Origin of the sequence: uncultured Fibrobacter sp., assembly GCF_947305105.1 — a bacterium.
GTDB lineage: Bacteria > Fibrobacterota > Fibrobacteria > Fibrobacterales > Fibrobacteraceae > Fibrobacter.
The window spans coordinates 1-20256 of the sequence record NZ_CAMZCS010000046.1 but is presented as its reverse complement, the minus strand read 5'-3'; the positions used below and the strand labels follow the sequence as shown (position 1 = coordinate 20256).

Genomic DNA, 20256 nt, shown 5'->3' with positions numbered 1-20256 from the left:
AGGATTACAAGCTCCAGAGTGTCGAGAAGAACGACCTCACGATGAGCCGCGAAGAAGCCATCCAGACGGTGGCCGCCGCGCTCGGCGAAAAGGATGTCATTGTCTCTACGACGGGCATGATTAGCCGCGAACTCTTTGAATACCGTGCCCAGAAGGGTGAAGGCCACGAACGTGACTTCCTTACGGTGGGCTCCATGGGACACGCCTCGCAGATTGCGCTCGGCATTGCGATGGAAAAGGACGACCGCAAGGTCTGGTGCTTCGACGGTGACGGTGCGACCATCATGCACATGGGTTCCATGGCGATTGTCGCGAGCAAGTCTCCTGCAAATTACGTTCACGTTGTGTTCAACAACGGCGCACACGACTCCGTGGGCGGCCAGCCGACGGTGGGCCTCAAGATTGACCTGCCGGCTATCGCGAAGGCGGTGGGCTACCGCGATGCTCTGACAGCCGACAGCAAGGAATCGCTTGCTGCTGTGCTCGAAAAGCTCAAGGGCATGGAAGGCCCCGTGCTCCTCGAAGTCAAGGTGAAGAAGGGCAACCGCAAGGATTTGGGCCGCCCGACGACGACACCTATCGAGAACAAGAACGCACTCATGGAGTTCTTGAGGAAATAAAAATGCGACTCGCCCTGCTGTCGGACATCCATGCGAACGTGACGGCATTGAATGCGGTGCTCGAAGAAGTCGGACGTCGCCATGTCGACAAGTTCGTGTTGCTGGGAGACCTTGTCAATTACGGCATGCGCCCGAACGAAATCGTGGACATGATTCGCAGTATGGACGACAAGTTTGTTGCGAAGATTTGGGGAAACCACGAAAAGGCGGTCATGGACAATGACACGACCCGTTTCGCGACAGACCGCGGGCGCGCCATCCTCCACTATACGCAAAAGCACCTTTCGCAGGAGTCCATCGACTTTATCAATAACAAGATGAATCGCGATGGCACTTGTTCCCTGGAAATCGACGGCAAGAAGTTCCTGCTGGTGCATGGCATCTTGGGCGACCCGTATTGGGGCAAGTTTACACCTGTGGAACTCACTCGCGAAGAATACGCCCCGTACGATTTCGTGCTGACGGCGCATTCCCATGTGTGCCACTACTTCGAGGTGCTTTTCAAGGCCGATTCCCCGAGCACGAGAAACAAGAAAAAAACGGTTTTTATCAATCCCGGTTCTGTCGGGCAGCCGCGCAACATCAATCCTTGCGCGCAGTTCGGGATCCTCGATACCGAAACGACGGAATACGAGCATGTATGTGTCCCGTACGATATCGTGGCGGAACAGGATCTTTATACGGACGAGGTAGATGTATTCTACAAGGATCGTCTGACTTTAGGAATTTAAACAGAGGCTTAACATGAAGAAAAATCTGTATGTCATAAGTGGTGCTACCGGCATGACCGGCAGCGAACTTTCGCACCAGCTGCTGAAAGAAGAAAACATCGTTGTCGGTTTTGACAACTTCTTTGCCAGTTCCATCGATACGGTGAAGGACTTGGTCGGTCGCGATGACTTTATCTTTTTTGAATACGACATCAACAATGCCGAACACATGGCCGCTGTCGCCGACAAGGTAAAGAGCCTCAAGGGCTCGTATTCTGGCCGCCTGATATTTATCAACTGCGCCGCAGTGGTCCACACCAAGCATTTCTACGAAGTGGAACACACGTTCCAGACGAACGTCATCTCGATGAAGACTTTCCTCGAAATGGCCATTGAACTCGGTGCCGATACCTACATCAACTGCTCTACCTCCGAAGTGTATTCCATGCAGTCGTGGAATGCGAACGGCGGTGTCTGCGAATCGGACTTCTTGGTCATGGCAACGGCAGAACACAGCCAGCGCACGAGCTATGCCGTCGGCAAGCTCCTTACGGAATTCTTCATGAAGGATGCCGTGGACAAGGGCAAAATCAAGGGTTGCTCCATCCGCTTTGCGAACGTGTACAGCAAGCACGAACGCTTTGCAGACCACATTATCCCGCACATCATCAACAACCTCCTCGAAAAGCCCGAAGTCACGTTGCTCGAGAATTCGAAGGTCAACAAGCGCACGTTCCTCCACAATATCGATAGCTGTCGCGCCGTGATGGAACTCATGGAATCGCCCGAAGCTCTCGACGGTACCGTCTATAACGTCGCGACCGAAGAAGAAATCTCCATTGTGGACTTGGTGAAACTGATTGCGAAGAAGATGGGCATGGACGACGTGAAAATCAAGTTCGAAGGTTATCGCAAGTCCGACCCGGAACGCCGCCTGCTCAACACAGACAAGATTCGTACGCGTACTCACTGGAAGCCGGTCGTTACGCTTGACGAAGGCCTCGAAATGTGCGTGAAGAGTATTGAAAGATGAAGTACTTGATTATTACTGTTGCCGGGACGGCAACCCGCTTTAACAGGGATACCGAAAAGGAAACCCTGAAGTGCCTCTATTATAAGGATTCTCCGAAGTTTGCGCTGCTCAACCAGCTTATCAAAAACTGCGGTGAATACGACAAGTACATCGTTGTGGGCGGCTACCTCTATTCTGCTCTCGAAGAATATGTGAAGGAAAACCTCCAGGCCTACGGCGACAAGATTGAACTTGTCTATAACGAGCATTTCAAAGATTATGGTTCGGGCTATAGCCTGTACAAGGGCATCGAAGCCGTGAAGGAATCGGGCGATGTCACTTTTGTAGAAGGCGACCTGTTCTTCTTGAAGGAAAATTTCAAGCCGGTTTACGATAGCGAAAAGAGCGTGCTCACGATCAATCGCGAACCCATCTATTCGAACAAGGCCGTGGCGCTTTACGTATCGACGGATGGCCGTCCGCATTACCTGTACGACACGAATCATTCTTCGCTCACGATTCCGGAGCCGTTCCTCGCAGTATTCAATTCTGCGCAGATGTGGAAATTCCAGTCGGCAGAAAAGCTGCACGAGGCTGTCGCTTCCCTGACCGAAAAGCAACTTCAGGGAACGAACCTCGAAATTATTCAGGCGTATTTCAACAAGCTTTCCCGTGAAGAATATGACGTGGTCACGTTCGATGCCTGGTATAACTGTAACACCGTTGCGGACTACAACATTGTCCGCGAACTTATGGAGTAAGATATGGAAATCCTGAACAAGAAAATTGCCTTGCTCAAGTCCAAGGTCGAAAAGAACGAGACGATTACGATTATGATTATCGGGCTCGGGAGCGTCGGTACGTTCCTGCTCGACTTCTTGGTGAGTCTCCGTGACCCGCAGCTGAAAATTGTGGTTGCGGGCCGCAATGCCGCCAAGATGCAGATGGACGTGAACATCGTCCGCACGGCAGCGACAATCCGTCGCGAACTGCGCAGCCGGATTGAAATCCTCGGTGACTGCGACCTGAACGATGTCGACAGCATCGCCGCGACAATCAAGAAGGCGAATCCCGACTTTATCGTGAACAGCAGCCGCGTGTATTCGGGCCTCAAGTACGGGAGCATCTCGTGGAGCAACCTGCGCGCTTACGGCATCTGGTCTCCGCTCTCCATCCGTTATGCGAAGAACATCATGGCCGCTTACGAGAAGGCTGGCTCCAATGCGGTGACCATCAATACCTCGTATTCCGATGCCGTGATTCCTTGGCTCAAGTCCGCCGGCAAGACATACTTTGATTTCGGTAGCGGCAACCTGAATCACCTCATTCCGCGCATGAAGTTCTTCATGGCTGAAAAGTATGGCATCGACAACCTGAACGATATCGACGTGACGCTTGCGGTAAGCCATTTCCACGACGTGGTGATTTCCAAGGAAGGCCACGCCGAAGGCCAGACGCTGCTCTTGAACTTCAAGAAGGATGGCAAGGATTTGCCGTTTGACCAGGCCGAAGTGCTGGCCGCCTGCTCTATCCCGATGCCGGTGGACCAGAAGCGCAACATGATGAACGCTTCGAGCAACTTCAACATCATCGATTCCATCTTGACGGCTCTCCGCGAAAAGACGGTGACCAAGGTACATGCGCCCGGTGTCGATGGCGAAATTGGTGGCTATCCGGTGCTCATCGATGGCGCGAAGGCCGAAGTCTCGTTCGATACGACACTTTTCAGCATGGATGACATGCGTGCGGCAAACCGCAAGTCTATCTACTGCGACGGCATCGAGAATGTGGAAAACGGCACGCTCGTCTATACCGACGAACTCGTCGCGAAGGTGAAGAAGGCTTTCAACGTCGACCTGCCGAAGCGCGTCGCGTTCGAGGATATCGAGAAAACGGCCGACTTTATCATCAAGAACATCATCGAGCCGTTTGCACCGAAAAAGTAATTGCTGTAGCGGATCCTGTTAGCGCGGCTTGAACGTGCGCAGGAATTCCGCATAGGGCGTATCGGGGTCCAGCACGTATTGACTGTGCTGGGCTCCTCTTTTTTCTACAGGCGGGAATTCCATGTAGTTCCCGAACAACTGCGTGAGAATGTTGCGATATCCTGCGGGTGCCGGGAAACGATAACCTTCGAATTCCACATCCACCGATTCGTCAAAGTCTTTTGCGTCCCACACGTTTTGTTCGAGCGGTTCTGCCGTCCATGTGAGGATTGCGAGTTTATCCGTTTCTTGATTATTGAACTTGCTTGCAATCTCATGGATTTTCTTGTAGTCCGCGATATGGTCCCTGTGGTAGTTTTTTACGCGCTCACGGTTTTTCTCGTTCAGCTCCGGGTTGGTCAATCGCATGAACGTCCCGTTCTCGATGTTCAGCTGGTTTATTTCGGCAAAGCGCTCTTCGGCACCTTCCGGTACAAAATGGTCCAGCGCGAAAACGTCGATGAAAAGCCCGTGGTTCATTTTTTGGAACCGGATGATAGGGCTGATGGCGCTTGTATTCGTGTTGCGGATACAAGTGTGTGAACCTGCGAATTCTTTGTCGGTGAGCGGCGTCTGCAAGAAAAACGGGTGTTTGAATTCATCTTGCAGCGTGTTTAGCTTGTTGAAATCGTTGCGTGGCATGGCGACATCGATATCGTCGTCCCACGGGATGAATCCCTTGTGGCGAATGGCACCGAGGAGCGTCCCGCACATCAAGAAATATTTCAGGCCGTGCTTTTTGCATATGCGGTCGAATTCAATCAAGATGTCGAGTTCGATGGCCCATATCTTTTTGCGGGTGGAATCCACAAAAAAATCGCATATCGTTTCTTCTTGCAAAAACGAGGGCGGAACGATTCCTTTAGCGACAATTCTTTCGGGTTCAGTCATATCTTAAAATTCTTTGAAATCAATCAATGGTTCGCCAATTAATTTAAAATAATTGTTCCGGTCGACCAGCGTTTGCGGGAATCCGATGTCTTTGGGATAGTCACGCCAGTTCTTTCCGTATTCTCTGTCCAGGATCACTTCGGCCTTGTTCGGGCAGGGAAGTTCTTTGCCTTCGAATACGATGGTCGTTGTGGGGTAAATGTCATCGTGATTTCTAAATCCGTGATAGCCGTATTCGGTCAGGTCCCAGTTGCCGAGCCCCGGAACGATTCTGGACGTGTGCTCCATCGAGAAAATGCCGCTCTCTTTCCATGTGGCTTCGTAGAAGTCGAAAAGTTCCTTCCAGGCATGGGGCTTTCTTATGAATGCGATGGCCTTGTCTCTGAAGGCGAGGTACTGTTCTTCGGTCACGTCTTCTTTCAAGAAATCGTTCGGGAAAAATTCCAGGTTCTTTGCGTCCCTCAGGCGGGTGCCGTTGAAAATGTGCACGCATGTGGGCGTCATGATGACGACGTTCTTGTTTGCGTTTGCACGAATATGCTTGTCAAAGTATTCGGCGTAGTAACCGGATTTCTGCGTCGTGTCAATCCACACGAAATTGGGGTCGGTCTGTAGAACGTGAAGGAGCTTGTTGAAATCGGCTCGAGACATCGCAATGTCGATATCGTCATCCCAAGGAATGAATCCCTTGTGACGCTTTGCGCCCAATAGGGCTCCGCCTTCAAGGTACATCTGGATATCGTAGGGCTTGAGCAAATCAAGGATGTGTCTTGTAAAATCCACTTCGACAAGTTGGAATTCGCGGAGATATCCGCTGGCAGGCTTCATTTGGCCTATGTCAAAATGCCGCTTTAGGTAACTGACTTGGAATGCCAGGGTATCATTTTCTTTTTTCAGATGTTCGTTTTCAATTCTAGTTCTGAATAGAACTCTATGAATACGTCTCATGTATTTGAGCACTAGCTTTTTCATTTGTATGTGTCTCTTTAGAAAAACTTGATGGCTGTATAATGGGGTTTTCTGTCTTCTTCGGGAGGTAACGACATGTAGTCACGATATTCCGAAGCAAGAATTTTGTCGTAATTGTTGGGCCCGTAAAAATAGGTCCCGGCAAAAGCGTATTTCTTGAGAGGGAAGACCTCGTCTATTTCTTGCTTGCCATACGTGAATGGATAAGCGAAAATTTCTTTTTCTGAAGTGCTTGCTTCCCTGTCTTTGTATTCACGCAAGAAGGTTTCCTTCTTTTTCAAATAATCTTCGTCCGAAATGAATCCGAGTTTCTTTCGGCGGTCGATATAAGACAGCGCCTCGTTCAGTCGGTATTCGGCAAAATCTTTTTCCTTTATTTTGGTCATCTTGTACAAGTCTACGCTTAATCCGTGGTTCTTGTACACGGCGTCTTGCGGGAAAAGAGCGCACTCGCATTCGGTGTTCAAATCTTTGACGTGGGCCCAGCCATGAAAGTATTTTGGCTCGGTCTTTTCGTTTTCAAGGAGCATGTCGGCAGGGAGTTCTTTAAGGAGCACTTCTGTCGCCTTCTCGTAGGTGTCGTCGAACAGCAGAAAATCGAAATCGTCGTCCCACGGAATGAATCCGCCATGCCGGACGGCTCCGAGCAATGTGCCAAAGGCTATCTGGTAGGGAATGTCGTGCTTTTCAAGGATGCTCGCCGTGGCTTTTGCCATTTCCAATAGGCGGTCTTGTACGCGTTTGATGTCGAAGGGCGTTTCCATTAAAGAGCCTCTATCATATCTAAACTGAATACGGGAATATTGAACTTGTCAGCAACGGCCTTTCGTTCGGCGAAGGAATCGTCGATGAATATCGAGTCGATGTTGTCGATGAAATCAATCTTTTTCTGACTTGGATCCAAATGGATGATGCGGTCAAAAACTTGGCGGATACGCAATTTGTCCAGCAACTCGTCCAGTTTGCCGAGTTTTATGTCGTCGTGACGGGAGAGAAGCGTGACTTTTATGCCATTGTTGACACAACGGTACAAGTATGCCATCAGAGCGTCGTTCACGAACTGCTTTTCGAGGTAGATGCAATCGTCAAAGTCAACGAAAACTTCGGAGTATTTTACATCCAGTTTGTACTTGTTGTCTAACGCACGATCCATGATGACGTCGTAGCGGTTGCGCAAGACCGATACAGGAATGCCGAAGGCATCGAATAGGGACATCAACGCGAAGTTAATTCCCTGTGCCCGGAACAAGGACGACGACCCGCCGAAACGGCTGGCGACTTCCATGAGTGTGAGCTCGCCTTGCGCGTCGCGTTTGACTTGGTAGAACCAGGCTCCGCTAAACTTGATGGCGGAATTGATTCTCTTTGCAAAATCTACGAATTCTTCTGCGTTTTCTTTGACAGGCTTCGTGTTGACGCTGATTCCGTTCATGATGCGGCAACGTTCACGTGCGGCGGCAAAAAGCAGTTCCCCGTTGCTGCCTGTAAAGCAGTCGACGGTGTATTCCTTGCCAGGCAAAAATTCCGAGAGGATGCAAGAGGGATAAAGCTCCAGGTGTGCCTTGAGGTCTTCGGCACTGGAGATTTTCTTTGCGCCGCGGCTGCCGTAACCGATGTCGGGTTTTGCAAAGACGGGAAAGACGCTTTCGCCGGCTTGCAGCAAATCTGCCGCAGCGAATGTTTTCGGAGTTTTGACGATGCCGTCCAGTACTTTGTATGTTCTAGATTTAGAAAGGCAAATTCGGGTTGTTTCCGTTTCGGGAGCGACGACTTTGCATCCTAAGAATTCTTCGTTGCTTTTCAGTAGCTCAATGACGGCATCCATTGCCGGATACACTGCGTCAATATTGTTGTCGCGGATAACCTGCCTGAATTTTTCAAGGAAGTTTGGAGCTGTGATAAAGGGTAAGCCGCCGATGTAGTTTTCAAAAACAAATTTCCCGTGGTCGTCTACGGAATTGGCACCAATAAGATTGAAGTGTGTCGAATGGTTGACCGCACGATAGACTTCAAGCGCTATTTCGGAGCCGCAGGGAAATACAAGAATATTCTTCTTCATGGATGCTCGAATTTATTTTCGATTGACGACAACATCTATAACGCGGCTGGTGCCTTCTTCGTCCAAGTTGGCGAACATGGGTAGGCAAAGCACCTGGTCGGCAAGTTTGTGAGCCACAGGGAGGTTCGCCGGGTTTGCAGATTCCAACCCCTTGTAAGCGCTGAACGTGCTGATGAGAGGGTAGAAATAGCGGCGGCCGTAAATGTTGTGCTCTTGGAGCTTTGCGTACAACGCATCTCGGCTCAATCCATAAGCTTTTTCGTCGACAAAGATGGGGAAGTAGGCATAGTTGTGACGTACTCCGTCGATATCTTGCAGCATGCGGATTCCCGGAACATCTTTTAATGCGGCGCGATATGTTTCGGCAATCTTTTTGCGCTTGGCAATGGCCCCGTCAACTTGCTTTAGGTTCAAAAGCCCGTAGGCAGAACGGATTTCGTCCATTTTGCTGTTGATGCCCGGCGCGACCACTGTAGTTTCTCCGGCGAAACCGAAATTCTTGAGGTAGTCAATGCGCTTTTTGGTTGCGGCATCGTGGCATACCAAGGCGCCACCTTCCACCGTGTTGTACACCTTGGTCGCATGGAAACTGAGGGTGCTCATGTCTCCGTTTTTGAGTACGGATTCTCCGTTGATTTTTACACCGAATGCGTGTGCGGCATCGTAGATGACTTTGAGCCCGTAGATGTCTGCGATTTCTTGAATGCGCTTCATGTTGCAGGGGGTGCCATATACGTGAACCGGCATGATGGCCGTGGTGTGCGGGGTAATCGCCGCTTCGATTTTTTCAGGGTCGAGATTGCCGGTTTTTTCTTCGACATCGACAAATACCGGTTTGAGGCCGTTCCACCAGATGGAATGAGTTGTTGCCACAAAGCTATACGGCGTTGTAATCACTTCGCCTGTGATTCGCATGGCTTGCAAAGCGGTAATGAGGGGGAGGGTACCGTTGGTGAACAGGCTGAGGAATTCCACTCCTAGGTATTCGGCAAGAGCTTTTTCCAGTTCCTTGTGGTAGTGGCCGTTGTTTGTGAGCCACTTGCGATCCCAAATGTCCTTAAGCATAGGAACAAAGTCTTCCAGAGACGGAAGAAGAGGAGATGTTACGGTAATTTCTTTATTTTCCATGCTTTTCCCTAAATTCTTTAATGGTTTGAATTAGATATTCAAGTCTTTCAAAATGTAGTATTTTTGCTATTCCGAAGTAAAAACAGATTCCGGCAATGATTTGCAAAACAATTTTAAAATAGATGTTCATTTCTATAAGGCCAAGGGCATAAACGACACCCCCCATTAAACTTGACAAGAAAATGGAAGGAAGGATGTCTTTAATTTGCTCCAAGTAGCCATAGCCAATCAATTTTTTATTGGGATGGACGTTGATGAAGGTGCAGATGAGTGACGCGACCAAGGCTCCGTAGGCAATACCGATAGGGGTTTTGAAATAGAGGTAACTGCCGATGAGTAATGCCAAACCTTGAATTTTTTTGATGATTTCTAGTTTCAGGAATATGTCGCTGCGACCCATGGCATTGATTGCAGACAGGTTCGATGTGTGTATGGGGTAGAACGCATACATGATGCAGCTAAGTTGTACGAAGGGAACGCAGGGGAGCCAGGCATCACCAAGTACGATTTTCACGACCGATTCCGCCATGGCCGCAAGCCCCGCCATCATCGGGATGATGATGAATGTGCTGGTGATGATGGAACGGCGCATCATCTTTTTAAACTGGGGCCTGTCATCTTGGCACGACGATAGCGCGGGGAGCATGACTGCCGAGATGGATGCGTTGATGTTGTTAATCGCTAAATAGGGGAAGGTGTCGCCTCTATTGTAGTATGCCAGATCCGAAGGGGTAAAGCACTTTCCGATGACGAGCCCACGTAAATTGGAAAATGTCACATCTAGGAGAGAAGAACAGAGCAACTTCCAACCAAAAGAAAACAACCCTTTTATTCGCTGTGCCGAAAATTTGAGGGATGGCCTCCAAGGGACTGTGAACCACATGATGATGACAGCTATCAGGATGTTGCTCAATTGCTGGTAAACGAGCGCCCAAACGCCAAATCCCGTCAGGGCTAAGCCGATGCCGATTGCACCAGATGGGAGCATGGCTCCGACGCTTCGGAAGAACAGCTTCTTGAACATCATGTGCTTGGAAATGTAGGCGTTTTGGATGGAATTGAAAACGCCTATGAATAGCGTCAGCGAAAGCACCCTGATGACTGGTGTGAGCGACTCTTGATTGTAGAAGTCCGAGATTAACGGAGCAGAGAAAAAGAGAATGGCGTAAACGAATGCGGCGATGCCAAGGCTTGCAATGAATACCGTCGAGAAATCCAGGTCGTCGGCATTCTTCTTTTGTATGAGAGCCGTGTTCAGGCCGCTTTGCACGAAAACGGTTGCCACATTGATGAAAATGGTAATCAATGCGACCAGACCGAAATCATTTGGAGCTAGGATACGAGCGAGTGCGATGGAAACGCCGAACTGAATCAATTGCGTTCCAATTCGCTCAAAAAATTTCCAAAAGAGGGATGCAATAATAGTGTTTTTAGAGGCCATGCTAAAACTAGTGATTTTCAATGCCCTCATTTAAAAAAGTGAGGGCATTGATGAAATCAGACGTCTTTAATATTTCCCGTATTTGTAGCCGTAACCATCGGAATGCCCGTGCTCGTATTTGTTCATGACAAAGCTGGCGTGGGCTCCAGAATTGCCCTTGAGGAGCAACTTCATTCCGTCTTGGATTGCATCGATGCTGTGCTTGTTGTATTCCACAACCATGACCAACTGAGATGCGAAACGGCAGGCGAGCGATGCGTCTGTGACAAGCATGATAGGAGGCGTGTCGATGATAATCAAATCATACTGCTTTTCCAATTCGCCAATCAGTTCGGTATAATGCTTGGAACCTAACAGTTCGGAGGGGTTCGTCGGGACTTCTCCGCACGGGAGTACGTCGAGATTTTCGACTTCCGTTTTAAAGATTACCTCGTCAAGATTGGCTTCTTTGAGCAAGTACTGAGAAAGACCTTTGCGACGCTTTAAGCCGAATTCCTTGTGCAGGCGGCCTTTGCGAAGGTCGGCGTCGATAAGGATGACTTTCTTCCCAAGACCGGCAAATAGTGCCGCCAGGTTGACGGAAACAAAACTCTTTCCGACGCCCGGAATCAAGCCGCTTACGCCGATGATTTGGCGGCAGCCTTCTTCCATGCTGAATTCCAGGGAACTGCGCAGTGCGCGGAGGGCTTCTACGGCGATATCGTCAGGTTCCACCACGGCCAAGGGACGGGAGCCCTTGGTGCCCTTGGGATTGCCCTTGGGAATTTTTGCGTAGACGCTGTAACCTGTTTCTCTTTCGATGAAGTGGGTGTCCTTGACTCCGTTGCTCAGCTTGCCCTTCAATGTAACGATTGCGGCTCCAAGCAAGAACCCGAAGAACAAGGCGATGAAGAGGATTGCCTTTTTCTTGGGCTTGGTGGGGTAGGGCACGACTTCTGCAAAGTCTACGATGCGCACGGAACCGACTTCACCGGCCGAAACCAGCTTCAACTGTTGGATGTTGTTGAGCATGGTGGTGTACATGATTTTCGTCATGTCCACTTCGTTCGTGAGTTTCAAAACTTCTTGCTGCGTGGCCGGGAGCTTCTTGGTTGCGTTGGCGTTGTTGGCCAATTCGCGCTTAAGGGCGGCTTCTTGTTCTTCCAAGGTCTTTATAGTGGGGTGTTCCGGCTGGAATAGGCGTATCGCACTTTGTTTTTTCTGTTGCAAGTCAAGGAGACTTTGCTGCAATTTCGTGCGGTTTTCCAAAATGATTCTGGTTTCGGCATTGATGTCGATAGAACCGACTTGGTTGCGGTAAGTGTTGAATTTCAAAAGAGAACTGTCCATTTGGGCTTTGACTTCGGGCAGCTGCTTTTCGAGGAATTCCAATGTCTTCTGGGCTTCTGCATTGCGCTGTTCGACGTTTTGGCGCAAGTAGGTGCCAGCCACTTCGTTCAAAATCTTGGTAGCACGGTCCGGGTAGATGTCTTGATAGGTGAATTCAAGAACGCCGGTCTTTTTGCCTTTTTCTTTGACATCGAATGCTCCGCGGAAAGCTTCGATTGCGTCAAAACGGTCCATCTTGCTGACGATGAACTTTTGGCCTTTTTTGGCTTTCATCATGTACACGCTGAATACCGCAGTATCACCTGCATACGGGAAACGATAGGTGTGGCCGACAACGCCTTCCAACAATTTTTTCTTGTTGTGGTCATAAAGGGCGAAGTTGGTGCTGTCGTCTAGAGCGATGGCTGTCCATGGCCCTCTTTTGACATCTTCAGGAATCTTGTGCCAAGGAATTTCAAGCTGGTTGATGTCCATCCTGCCTTCGCGGTGGAACAGTCGGTTTAGCCTGCTGGTGGGCGTTGCGGTGTATTGCAGGTGGAGCTTGTCCACGGCATCGCCGATAACCTGCCTGCTCTTGATGAGCTCAATTTCGGTTTCGGCGGGGCTTGTTGTGGCAAAAAGACTTCCGAGGCCGGCCATCATGCTTGCGCCTTTGCTGTTTTTCGATTCGATCTGCAAAAGTGCGTCTACCTGATAAACGGGTCTTATCCACATGGCGACGAAAACGCCGACGGCCCCGGCCAAAATGATGCATGGCAACATGATGTGCCAGTTCTTGGCGAGATCTTTTAATAGGTCGAAAATATCAGTTTCTTCTTTTTTTGCTGATGCCATACATTGTTCCGTTTAGTATTACGTTCAAACACTTCTAAAGGGGTTCCCTCAGAAATCTTGGAATCTAAAATAGCAAATAGAATTGTTTGCTATTTGCAGAGGCGGGGCGGAAATGGACATTTTTTATTAGTTTTAGAGTGTTAAAGAGGTATATGTTATGCATTTTAAAATTCTTGCGGGATTTTTGACGTTGGCATCCTTTGTTTTTGCCGCGGAACCGGATATTTCCAAACTGACTGCTCAGGATAGCGATGACTATGGGGAGTATTCCAAACGCATTGAAGTGGTCGAGGCAAGTGCCAAGGCTCTCGAGGATTCGCTCCAGGCGAAGATGGCGTCTATCTCCGATACCTTGCCCCCTCTGGCGCCCCGTGCCGAAGACGAAACAGATTCCGCCTACGATGCGCGGCAGTTCCAATACGATGTTGACTTGCACAAGCTCATGCGGGAAAAGGAAGATGCCGCTGCGATGATGGCCCGCCTCGGCGAACTGAAGGCCGCTGCAAACACGCTCAAGAAAATCCAGATGGGCATGTTCGCTACACTGCTCGTGAACACGGTTCCCGAACAGGCTTCGGTGAAGATTTCTTCGCAACCGCAAACGTTAGTTTCGCCGGCCAAGTTTGAACAGGTTGTTCCGGAATCCTTGACAGTGACTGTGAATCTGGATGGGTACGAAACGCAGAATTTGCCTTTGGTACTCAAGGCTCGCGAAAACCGGGAAATGGATGTGACCTTGGTGGCGCTGGCCGATGCTTCTGAAAGCGCAAAGGAAGGCTGGACATGGCGCGGTTATGCACGTGTGTCTGCTTTCGTCGCTGCTGCGGGTTTTCTCGGAGCGGGGATAATTGAAAACAAGATGGCATCGGACCGTGCCGACGAATACAACAACTTGGCTATCCGCACGCAAAAAGACCGTGATGCGGCCGAAAAAAGCATCGATAAGCGACAAACTCTGCGAAATGTGTACTATGGCATTGCAGGAACGCTTGCTGCGTTTGGCGTAGCCACATTCTTTTTCTAGTTTGTAAGTGATTTATGAAAAGAGCTCTATTCCCAATTTTATTTGCAACTGTTTCTACCTTTGCCTATCTGCCGGGAGAGTCCGAATTTGCTTCGCTTGATGGCGGGCATGGAATTTTCGGGAACCCGGCCAGCATCTCCGCGTTTGATTCGTGGGGCGCATTGACTGATTACCAGTTTGACGATGGAATTTCAACGTTCCGTATTGGCGGGAACTTGGACCACTTTGCCGCAGGATTCTCCTACAGCCGCGACGGCAAGGGCTTTGACGAGTCCCGTTGGAGCTTGAGTCATGGTTCGGCTTGGCTGGCTCGTTCGATTTTCTTGGGAACTCGTGTCGAGGCGTTGCGCAGCGCCGCCTTTGAAGGGACTCAGTGGCTCTTTTCCGCCGGTGCAATCATCCGTCCGCTGAATGTTGTGTCGTTAGGCTATTCCGGTCGAAACCTTTTGCAGGGGGGCCCCGAAGAGCAGAAGATGATTCACGATCTGGGTGCGACCATTCGTGTGGGCAACCTCGTCAGCGTGAGCTACGATGTCGAAAATTTCAAAAGGCACAGGATGCTTTTCGAACTGGAACTCTACGGCACACGCGTCGGGTTCAAAGTCCCGATTCAAGACGATACCCGCGAGTACACACTCACCTTGTCGACTTCGCTGGGCGGCTACAATACTGCGGCAGTCACCTTCTTTGACGACTACATGATTAAGCGCGGTGCATGGGGTTACCATACGGCAAAGAACCCGCGTGGGACGACTTCGGCGCAAATATACCGTGTCCCGCTGGATAAAGAGGTGGAAGAAGTCGAAAGCGACCTGATTTTCTTTGGTACGAGGAGCATGGGCATCCATACGGTTCGCAACCATTTCGAGCATTTGTTGCACGACCCCGGTGCAGGTCTTGTGATTCTTGATTTCTCGGGCTATCGCGGTGGCGTTGCCATATCCATGGAAATCAACCGCTACGTGGAAAAGATGATTGCGCGGGGCTCCAAGGTTATCGCTTATGTCGATGACTTGCGCCCGTCCGTCATGGTCGCTGCCCTTTCTTGTAGTCGCATCGTTGTTGAGCCTTCTGCTCATTTCTCTTGGCGGGGCCTGGGCGGCACTTCGTTGTATTACAAGGGCCTTTTCGACAAGCTCGGTGTGAAGGTGGAATTCTTGCGTCACGGGGCCTATAAATCGGCAGTTGAACCTTACACGGCCGATTCCATGTCGGCAGAAGCCCGTGCGAACAGGGAGGAACTTTATAAAGACTATTGGAGCATTCTTACCTCTACGGTGGCCGATCGCTTTGCTCGCCGTGGAATGCCTTTGGAAAAAGCAAAACAGATGATTGATTCCCTGGCCGGTATTCCGCTTTTGACGGCGGCGAGTGCCGTGCAGAATGGGTTTGCCGATACGCTTTTGTATCTCGATCAAGTTCCGTCTTATGCGCTCAGTACATTTTTCGGCATTGATGTCCCGCTGGCGCGCTACAAGACCTGGAAACCCTCAGACAAGAAATTGTTCCTCGAAGATTGGGGCTTGCGCCGCCATATCGCTTTGCTGAACATCGATGGGACGATTGATTCCCGTATGGAAAAATCTGTACTGGATGCGCTGCGGGCGGTGCCTAGTAGCGGGGCGGAAGCACTGATTGTGAGAGTCTCGTCTCCTGGCGGTAGCGCTCTTGCTTCCGACAAGATTTGGGCGGCAATCAAGTTTGTCCGTGAACAGGGAATACCTGTGGTCGCGAGTATTGGCAGCATGGGCGCTTCGGGCGGATTCTACATTGCTTGTGGTGCCGACGAAATCATTGCTGAATCTTACTCCATTGTGGGCAGCATTGGCATTTATGGCGGAAAGGTGGATGCGTCTGGCCTCCTCGATAAGCTTGGACTCAAGGCCGAAACAGTGAAGACGCACAAATATGCGGATGCCGAATCATTCAACCGTCCTTGGACGGACGAAGAAAAGGCGGCACTCCAGGCGTACATGGACGATTTCTATGACCGCTTTACCGGTGTTGTTTCCGAGGCGGTGGGGATGCCCAAGGCCGTAATTGATACCCTTTACGGGGGTGGCCGAGTGTTCATGGGCTGGAAGGCCAAGGAATATGGGCTTGTGCATGGCCTGGGCGGTATCGACGTCGCTATCGCAGAGGCGAAGCGCCTTGCCGAAATAGGCGAGGGCACGTTGGTGGAAATCGATTTTATCAATACGGAAAAGTCCAGAATTCTCCCTTCGACGGGAGTGTCGGCGTGGCTTGATTTCGTGGATGGCATCGGGCGTACGCAGTTCTGGGCTATCGAGCCGCAGCAATTTGATTTTGAATAGGTTCTTGTTGGGGTTTAGATGTTTGCAATTGTAATGACTGTTCTGGGGTGCCTTGCCATTTCGGCGTTCTGTTCGGTGACGGAAGCATCCTTTTACAGTGTTCCGCCTTCTACGGTGGAGTCGCTGCGGCGCCACAAGCGGTTTACGGCGAGGTACCTTGCGCATGTCAAGGACAATATCGACCGCTACATTGCATCTGTGCTGGTAGTGAACACCGTGGCGAACACCGTGGGCGCCTCGCTTGCTACGGCGCTTGCCGTGAAGCGGCTCTCGCCCATGGGCGCAATGGCGCTCCCAGTCATCTTGACCATCCTGATTCTGCTCTTTGGCGAAATTACTCCGAAAACCCTTGGTGTGAAGCAGGCGAAAATTGCGGCCCCGCTAGTGGCTGTACCCTTCTATTATATTACCAAGATTCTTGGCTGTACGGGGATCATTTGGCTGTGCCTTACGCTTACCAAACGCTGGACCCGCGAAGACGAAAAGAAGAAAGACGTGAGTGTGGAGGACATCAACAGCCTCGTGAACCTTGGGCTCCGCGAAGATGTCATCGACCGCCAACAGGCACTTGTCATCAAGAACATCCTTGCTCTTAAATCTGTTGCCGTGCGCAAGGTGATGACTCCGCGCCAGGTCGTGTTCTCGCTGCCTGCCGACAAGACCATCGGTGAGACCGTGGATGAACGCGGAAATTGGCCGTTCTCCCGTGTGCCGCTCCATGGCGAAAAGAAGGATGACTGGGTCGGGATTGTGCTCCGCCGCGACGCCTATAACAAGTTGGCCGAAGGCATGCGCGATATAAAGTTGCGGCAGATGATGCGCCCGCTGCTCCTCGTGCCCGATAGCCTGACTCTCGACAAGCTCCTGCTCCGGTTCCTCAAACAGCGCGGCCACATGGTGGGCGTCGTGGACGAGTGGGGCGCTATCGCGGGTATCGTGAGCCTGGAGGACGTGCTCGAAGAAATCCTCGGCCGAGAAATCGTGGACGAGTACGACGAGTCCGTGAACCTGCAAGAGACCGCCCGCCGCCGCTCGAATGCGCTCGCGTCGATGCACAAGAAGGAGAAAAAACAGGGGTGACCCGAGCCCTGAGCCTTGAGCCTATAATGGGAAAAAGATAGATATTTGTTCATATAATTATCATAATTGATATAATTGATAGAATGCTAAACCCCTATTTTTCGGACTTTTTTGTAAAAATGTGTTTTTTTATCCTTGTCGGCTTGCGCAAATCCATCTATATTTGTTCCACTTTCACGGGGCAAGGGTTGTCCCGGAAATCTTAACTAGAGGATTTACATGAAGACTATTACGGTAAACCCGAAGTCCGTCAGCCGCAAGTGGAAGCTTGTGGATGCCGCTGACAAGCCGATGGGACGCGTTGCAAGCGAAGTTGCTCGTCTCCTCATGGGCAAGCACAAGGCCATCTATTCCCCGAACGTCGACACTGGTGACTTCGTTGTCGTTATCAACGCAGCCAAGGTGCTCGTTACCGGTAACAAGAACCTGCAGAAGGAATACTTCCACCACACCGGTCATATCGCCGGCGAACGCTGGATCAACTTTGCCGACCTTTTGGCCAAGCATCCGACCGCTCCGCTCGAGGCCGCTATTTGGGGAATGCTCCCTCACAGCGCTCTTGGTCACAAGATGGTCAAGAAACTCAAAATCTATGCTGGCGCCGAACATCCGCACGCTGCACAGAATCCCGAAGTCGTAGACTTGTAATTTAGAACGGAGGATAAATCTATCGCTACCGCAAAGAATAAGAAGATCTACCGCGGCACTGGCCGTCGCAAGAACGCCATCGCCGCTGTGATCCTGAAGCCGGGTTCCGGCAAGCGCACTATCAATGGTCGTGATTTCAAGGATTACTTCCATTCTGAAGTGCAGAACATGATTGCCAACCTTCCGTTCGCCATCCTCGGCAACGCGGAAGAATGGGACGTCGAAGTCACCGCTCGTGGCGGTGGAATCGCCGGCCAGATGGGTGCTGTCCGCCTGGGCATTGCCCGCGCCCTGGTCGCCAACGACGCCGAAGTGAAGCCCGCCCTCAAGAAGGAAGGCCTCATGACTCGCGACTCTCGTGCCGTTGAACGTAAGAAGTTCGGCCGCAAGAAGGCTCGTAAGCACTTCCAGTTCAGCAAGCGCTAATCTGCGAATTTGCTTTTACGAAAGACGCTCCGGAAACGGGGCGTTTTTTGTATTTACTTTCGTTTCCCGTCTTTAATCTCCCGCCTAGTTTTTCTATATTTAGCCGCGCTCTGGCAATTTCGCCAGGGTAAAACCAATCACCGGTATGCGAGAGTCGCTTCGGTGGCGCTGGTCCTCCCTCCGTGGTCGTCCCTGCGCTTCGCGGCTTAGTTGCAGACCGGGTAGTTATAACCGAAAAGGAAAATACATTATGGCAAATCTGCCTTCCGTCGAAGACCTGCTCGCTGCAGGCTCCCACTTTGGTCACCAGACTCAGCGCTGGAACCCGAAAATGAAACCCTACATCTTGGCTGAAAAGAACGGCATCTACGTTCTCAACCTCTCCAAGACCCGTGACCTCCTCGAAGAAGCCGGCAAGGCCGCTGCCAAGATCTCTGAATCTGGCAAGACTGTCCTCTTCGTGGGTACCAAGCCGACCGCCCGTCAGGTTGTCCTCGACGCCGCTGCCGCTTGCAAGCATTTCTCCGTGACTAACCGCTGGCTCGGCGGCATGCTCACCAACTTCCAGACGGTTCGCAAGTCCATCAAGCAGATCGACAAGATCGACACCATGGAACAGGACGGCACCTTCCAGGCTCTCTCCAAGAAGGAAGTGCTCGACAAGACCCGTGAACGCGAAAAGCTGCTCGGCGTGTTCGGCGGCATCCGCGAGATGGTGAACCTCCCGGGCCTCCTCGTTGTGACCGACCTCGCCCACGAAAAGATTGCCGTGGCCGAAGCCCGTCGCCTCCACATTCCTATCATCGGCATCTGCGACACGAACGTCGATCCGACCCTCGTGGACTACCCGATTCCGGCCAACGACGACGCCGTGAAGTCCATCAAGCTCATTGTGGACTACATCGCCGCCAACGTGAAGACCCGTTCTTCCGAAAAGAAGGAATCCAAGGAAGAAGCCAAGAAGTTCGACAACGGCGAGGACAAGTAATATGCAGATTACCGCTTCCCTCGTTAACGAACTCCGCCAGAAGACTGGCGTGGGCATGATGCAGTGCAAGAAGGCCCTCGTCGAAACTGATGGCGACATGGACAAGGCTGTTGAACTCCTGCGCAAGCAGGGTGCTGCCGTTGCCGCCAAGCGCGCCGACAAGGCCGCCAAGGAAGGCCGCATCTACCTCATCGAAACTGCCGACAAGGCCGCCGCTTTCGAACTCTCTTGCGAAACCGAACCGGTTTCCAACAACGACGACTTCGTGGCTCTCGCCAACATGGCTGTCAAGGCTGTCGAAACGCAGGACATCAATTCCGTCGAAGACCTCAAGAACGCTGTCGTCGATGGCAAGAAGGTGAACGATGTGCTCCAGGACGTGCTCGTCAAGATTCAGGAAAACATCGACTTCCGCAAGTTCGCCGTCATCAAGAAGGTCCCGAACTCCGTGTTCGGTTTGTACAGCCACATGAAGGGCAAGATCGGTGTCATCACCGAACTCGCTTACGAAGGCACTCCTTCTGACGAAGCCGCTCTCAAGCAGGCTGCCAAGGACATCGCCATGCAGGCTGCCGCGTTTGCTCCGGTCGCCCTGAACGACGCCGCTGTCCCGGCCGAAACGATCGAAAAGGAAAAGGAAATTGCCCGCGCTCAGATCGAGCTCCAGGCCCAGCAGACCGGCAAGGCTACCAAGCCGGAATTTGTTGAACGCCAGCTCCAGGGCCGCGTTGCCAAGGTCCTCAAGGAAATCGTTCTCGAAGACCAGGAATTCTTCATGTCTGAAAAGAACCCGAAGA

At 51.2% G+C, this 20256-nt stretch carries 19 protein-coding genes; 12 read left to right on the top strand and 7 right to left on the bottom strand.

Annotated elements, in window-relative coordinates:
* From Q0Y46_RS13880 to Q0Y46_RS13860, 5 genes are all read left to right on the top strand, one after another.
* On the top strand, nt 1-620 hold a 620-nt coding region (locus Q0Y46_RS13880; RefSeq protein ID WP_297948244.1), incomplete at its 5' end, for a thiamine pyrophosphate-dependent enzyme.
* A gap of 2 nt (nt 621-622) precedes the next feature.
* Complete coding sequence (locus tag Q0Y46_RS13875; RefSeq protein ID WP_297948241.1) at nt 623-1351, top strand: metallophosphoesterase family protein; 729 nt, start codon at nt 623-625, stop codon at nt 1349-1351.
* Between the two features lie 13 nt (nt 1352-1364).
* A complete protein-coding gene (locus Q0Y46_RS13870; RefSeq protein WP_295678540.1) occupies nt 1365-2363 on the top strand; it encodes an NAD(P)-dependent oxidoreductase in 999 nt (332 codons plus the stop codon).
* Entirely contained in the window at nt 2360-3103 is a 744-nt protein-coding gene (locus Q0Y46_RS13865) for a DUF6564 domain-containing protein (RefSeq protein ID WP_297948238.1), read from the top strand. The genes Q0Y46_RS13870 and Q0Y46_RS13865 overlap by 4 nt, the downstream gene beginning before the upstream one ends.
* Before the next feature lie 3 nt (nt 3104-3106).
* Entirely contained in the window at nt 3107-4288 is a 1182-nt protein-coding gene (locus tag Q0Y46_RS13860) for a hypothetical protein (RefSeq protein WP_297948235.1), read from the top strand.
* An 18-nt stretch (nt 4289-4306) separates the two neighbouring features.
* On the opposite strand, the gene Q0Y46_RS13855 is transcribed toward Q0Y46_RS13860, so the two are convergent.
* The 7 genes from Q0Y46_RS13855 to Q0Y46_RS13825 form a co-directional block, all read right to left on the bottom strand.
* Complete coding sequence (locus Q0Y46_RS13855) at nt 4307-5218, bottom strand: LicD family protein (protein ID WP_297948232.1); 912 nt, start codon at nt 5216-5218, stop codon at nt 4307-4309.
* Nucleotides 5219-5221: 3 nt separating this feature from the next.
* The gene (locus Q0Y46_RS13850; protein WP_297948229.1) at nt 5222-6046 is read right to left on the bottom strand and encodes a LicD family protein; all 825 of its coding nucleotides are present in this window, start codon (nt 6044-6046) and stop codon (nt 5222-5224) included.
* A gap of 158 nt (nt 6047-6204) precedes the next feature.
* A complete protein-coding gene (locus tag Q0Y46_RS13845; protein WP_297948227.1) occupies nt 6205-6951 on the bottom strand; it encodes a LicD family protein in 747 nt (248 codons plus the stop codon).
* Nucleotides 6951-8246 (bottom strand): ATP-grasp domain-containing protein, encoded by a 1296-nt coding sequence (locus Q0Y46_RS13840; RefSeq protein WP_297948224.1) that lies wholly within the window; start codon nt 8244-8246, stop codon nt 6951-6953. The genes Q0Y46_RS13845 and Q0Y46_RS13840 overlap by 1 nt, the downstream gene beginning before the upstream one ends.
* A gap of 12 nt (nt 8247-8258) precedes the next feature.
* Nucleotides 8259-9374 carry a DegT/DnrJ/EryC1/StrS family aminotransferase gene (locus tag Q0Y46_RS13835; RefSeq protein WP_295678549.1) on the bottom strand — a complete coding sequence of 372 codons (1116 nt, stop codon included), beginning with the start codon at nt 9372-9374 and terminating at the stop codon, nt 8259-8261.
* On the bottom strand, nt 9364-10815 hold the full coding sequence (locus Q0Y46_RS13830) for a lipopolysaccharide biosynthesis protein (RefSeq protein WP_295678550.1): 1452 nt from the start codon (nt 10813-10815) through the stop codon (nt 9364-9366). Before Q0Y46_RS13830 ends, Q0Y46_RS13835 begins: the two co-directional genes overlap by 11 nt.
* A 66-nt stretch (nt 10816-10881) precedes the next feature.
* On the bottom strand, nt 10882-12978 hold the full coding sequence (locus tag Q0Y46_RS13825) for a polysaccharide biosynthesis tyrosine autokinase (protein ID WP_295678552.1): 2097 nt from the start codon (nt 12976-12978) through the stop codon (nt 10882-10884).
* Between the two features lie 157 nt (nt 12979-13135).
* Between Q0Y46_RS13825 and Q0Y46_RS13820 the strand changes: the two genes are divergently transcribed.
* From Q0Y46_RS13820 to tsf, 7 genes are all read left to right on the top strand, one after another.
* Nucleotides 13136-14002, top strand: a complete 867-nt coding sequence (locus Q0Y46_RS13820) for a hypothetical protein (RefSeq protein ID WP_297948219.1) — start codon at nt 13136-13138, stop codon at nt 14000-14002.
* A gap of 14 nt (nt 14003-14016) precedes the next feature.
* The gene (gene sppA / locus Q0Y46_RS13815; RefSeq protein WP_297948216.1) at nt 14017-16317 is read left to right on the top strand and encodes a signal peptide peptidase SppA; all 2301 of its coding nucleotides are present in this window, start codon (nt 14017-14019) and stop codon (nt 16315-16317) included.
* Nucleotides 16318-16335: 18 nt separating this feature from the next.
* On the top strand, nt 16336-17397 hold the full coding sequence (locus Q0Y46_RS13810) for a hemolysin family protein (protein WP_295678559.1): 1062 nt from the start codon (nt 16336-16338) through the stop codon (nt 17395-17397).
* Nucleotides 17398-17616: 219 nt separating this feature from the next.
* A complete protein-coding gene (rplM, locus tag Q0Y46_RS13805; protein ID WP_295678562.1) occupies nt 17617-18045 on the top strand; it encodes a 50S ribosomal protein L13 in 429 nt (142 codons plus the stop codon).
* Nucleotides 18046-18066: 21 nt separating this feature from the next.
* Complete coding sequence (rpsI, locus tag Q0Y46_RS13800; RefSeq protein WP_072980024.1) at nt 18067-18471, top strand: 30S ribosomal protein S9; 405 nt, start codon at nt 18067-18069, stop codon at nt 18469-18471.
* A gap of 250 nt (nt 18472-18721) precedes the next feature.
* On the top strand, nt 18722-19459 hold the full coding sequence (rpsB, locus tag Q0Y46_RS13795) for a 30S ribosomal protein S2 (protein WP_290959602.1): 738 nt from the start codon (nt 18722-18724) through the stop codon (nt 19457-19459).
* Nucleotide 19460: 1 nt separating this feature from the next.
* Nucleotides 19461-20256 (top strand): translation elongation factor Ts (gene tsf, locus Q0Y46_RS13790; protein ID WP_297948213.1); only part of this gene is annotated, 796 nt, incomplete at its 3' end.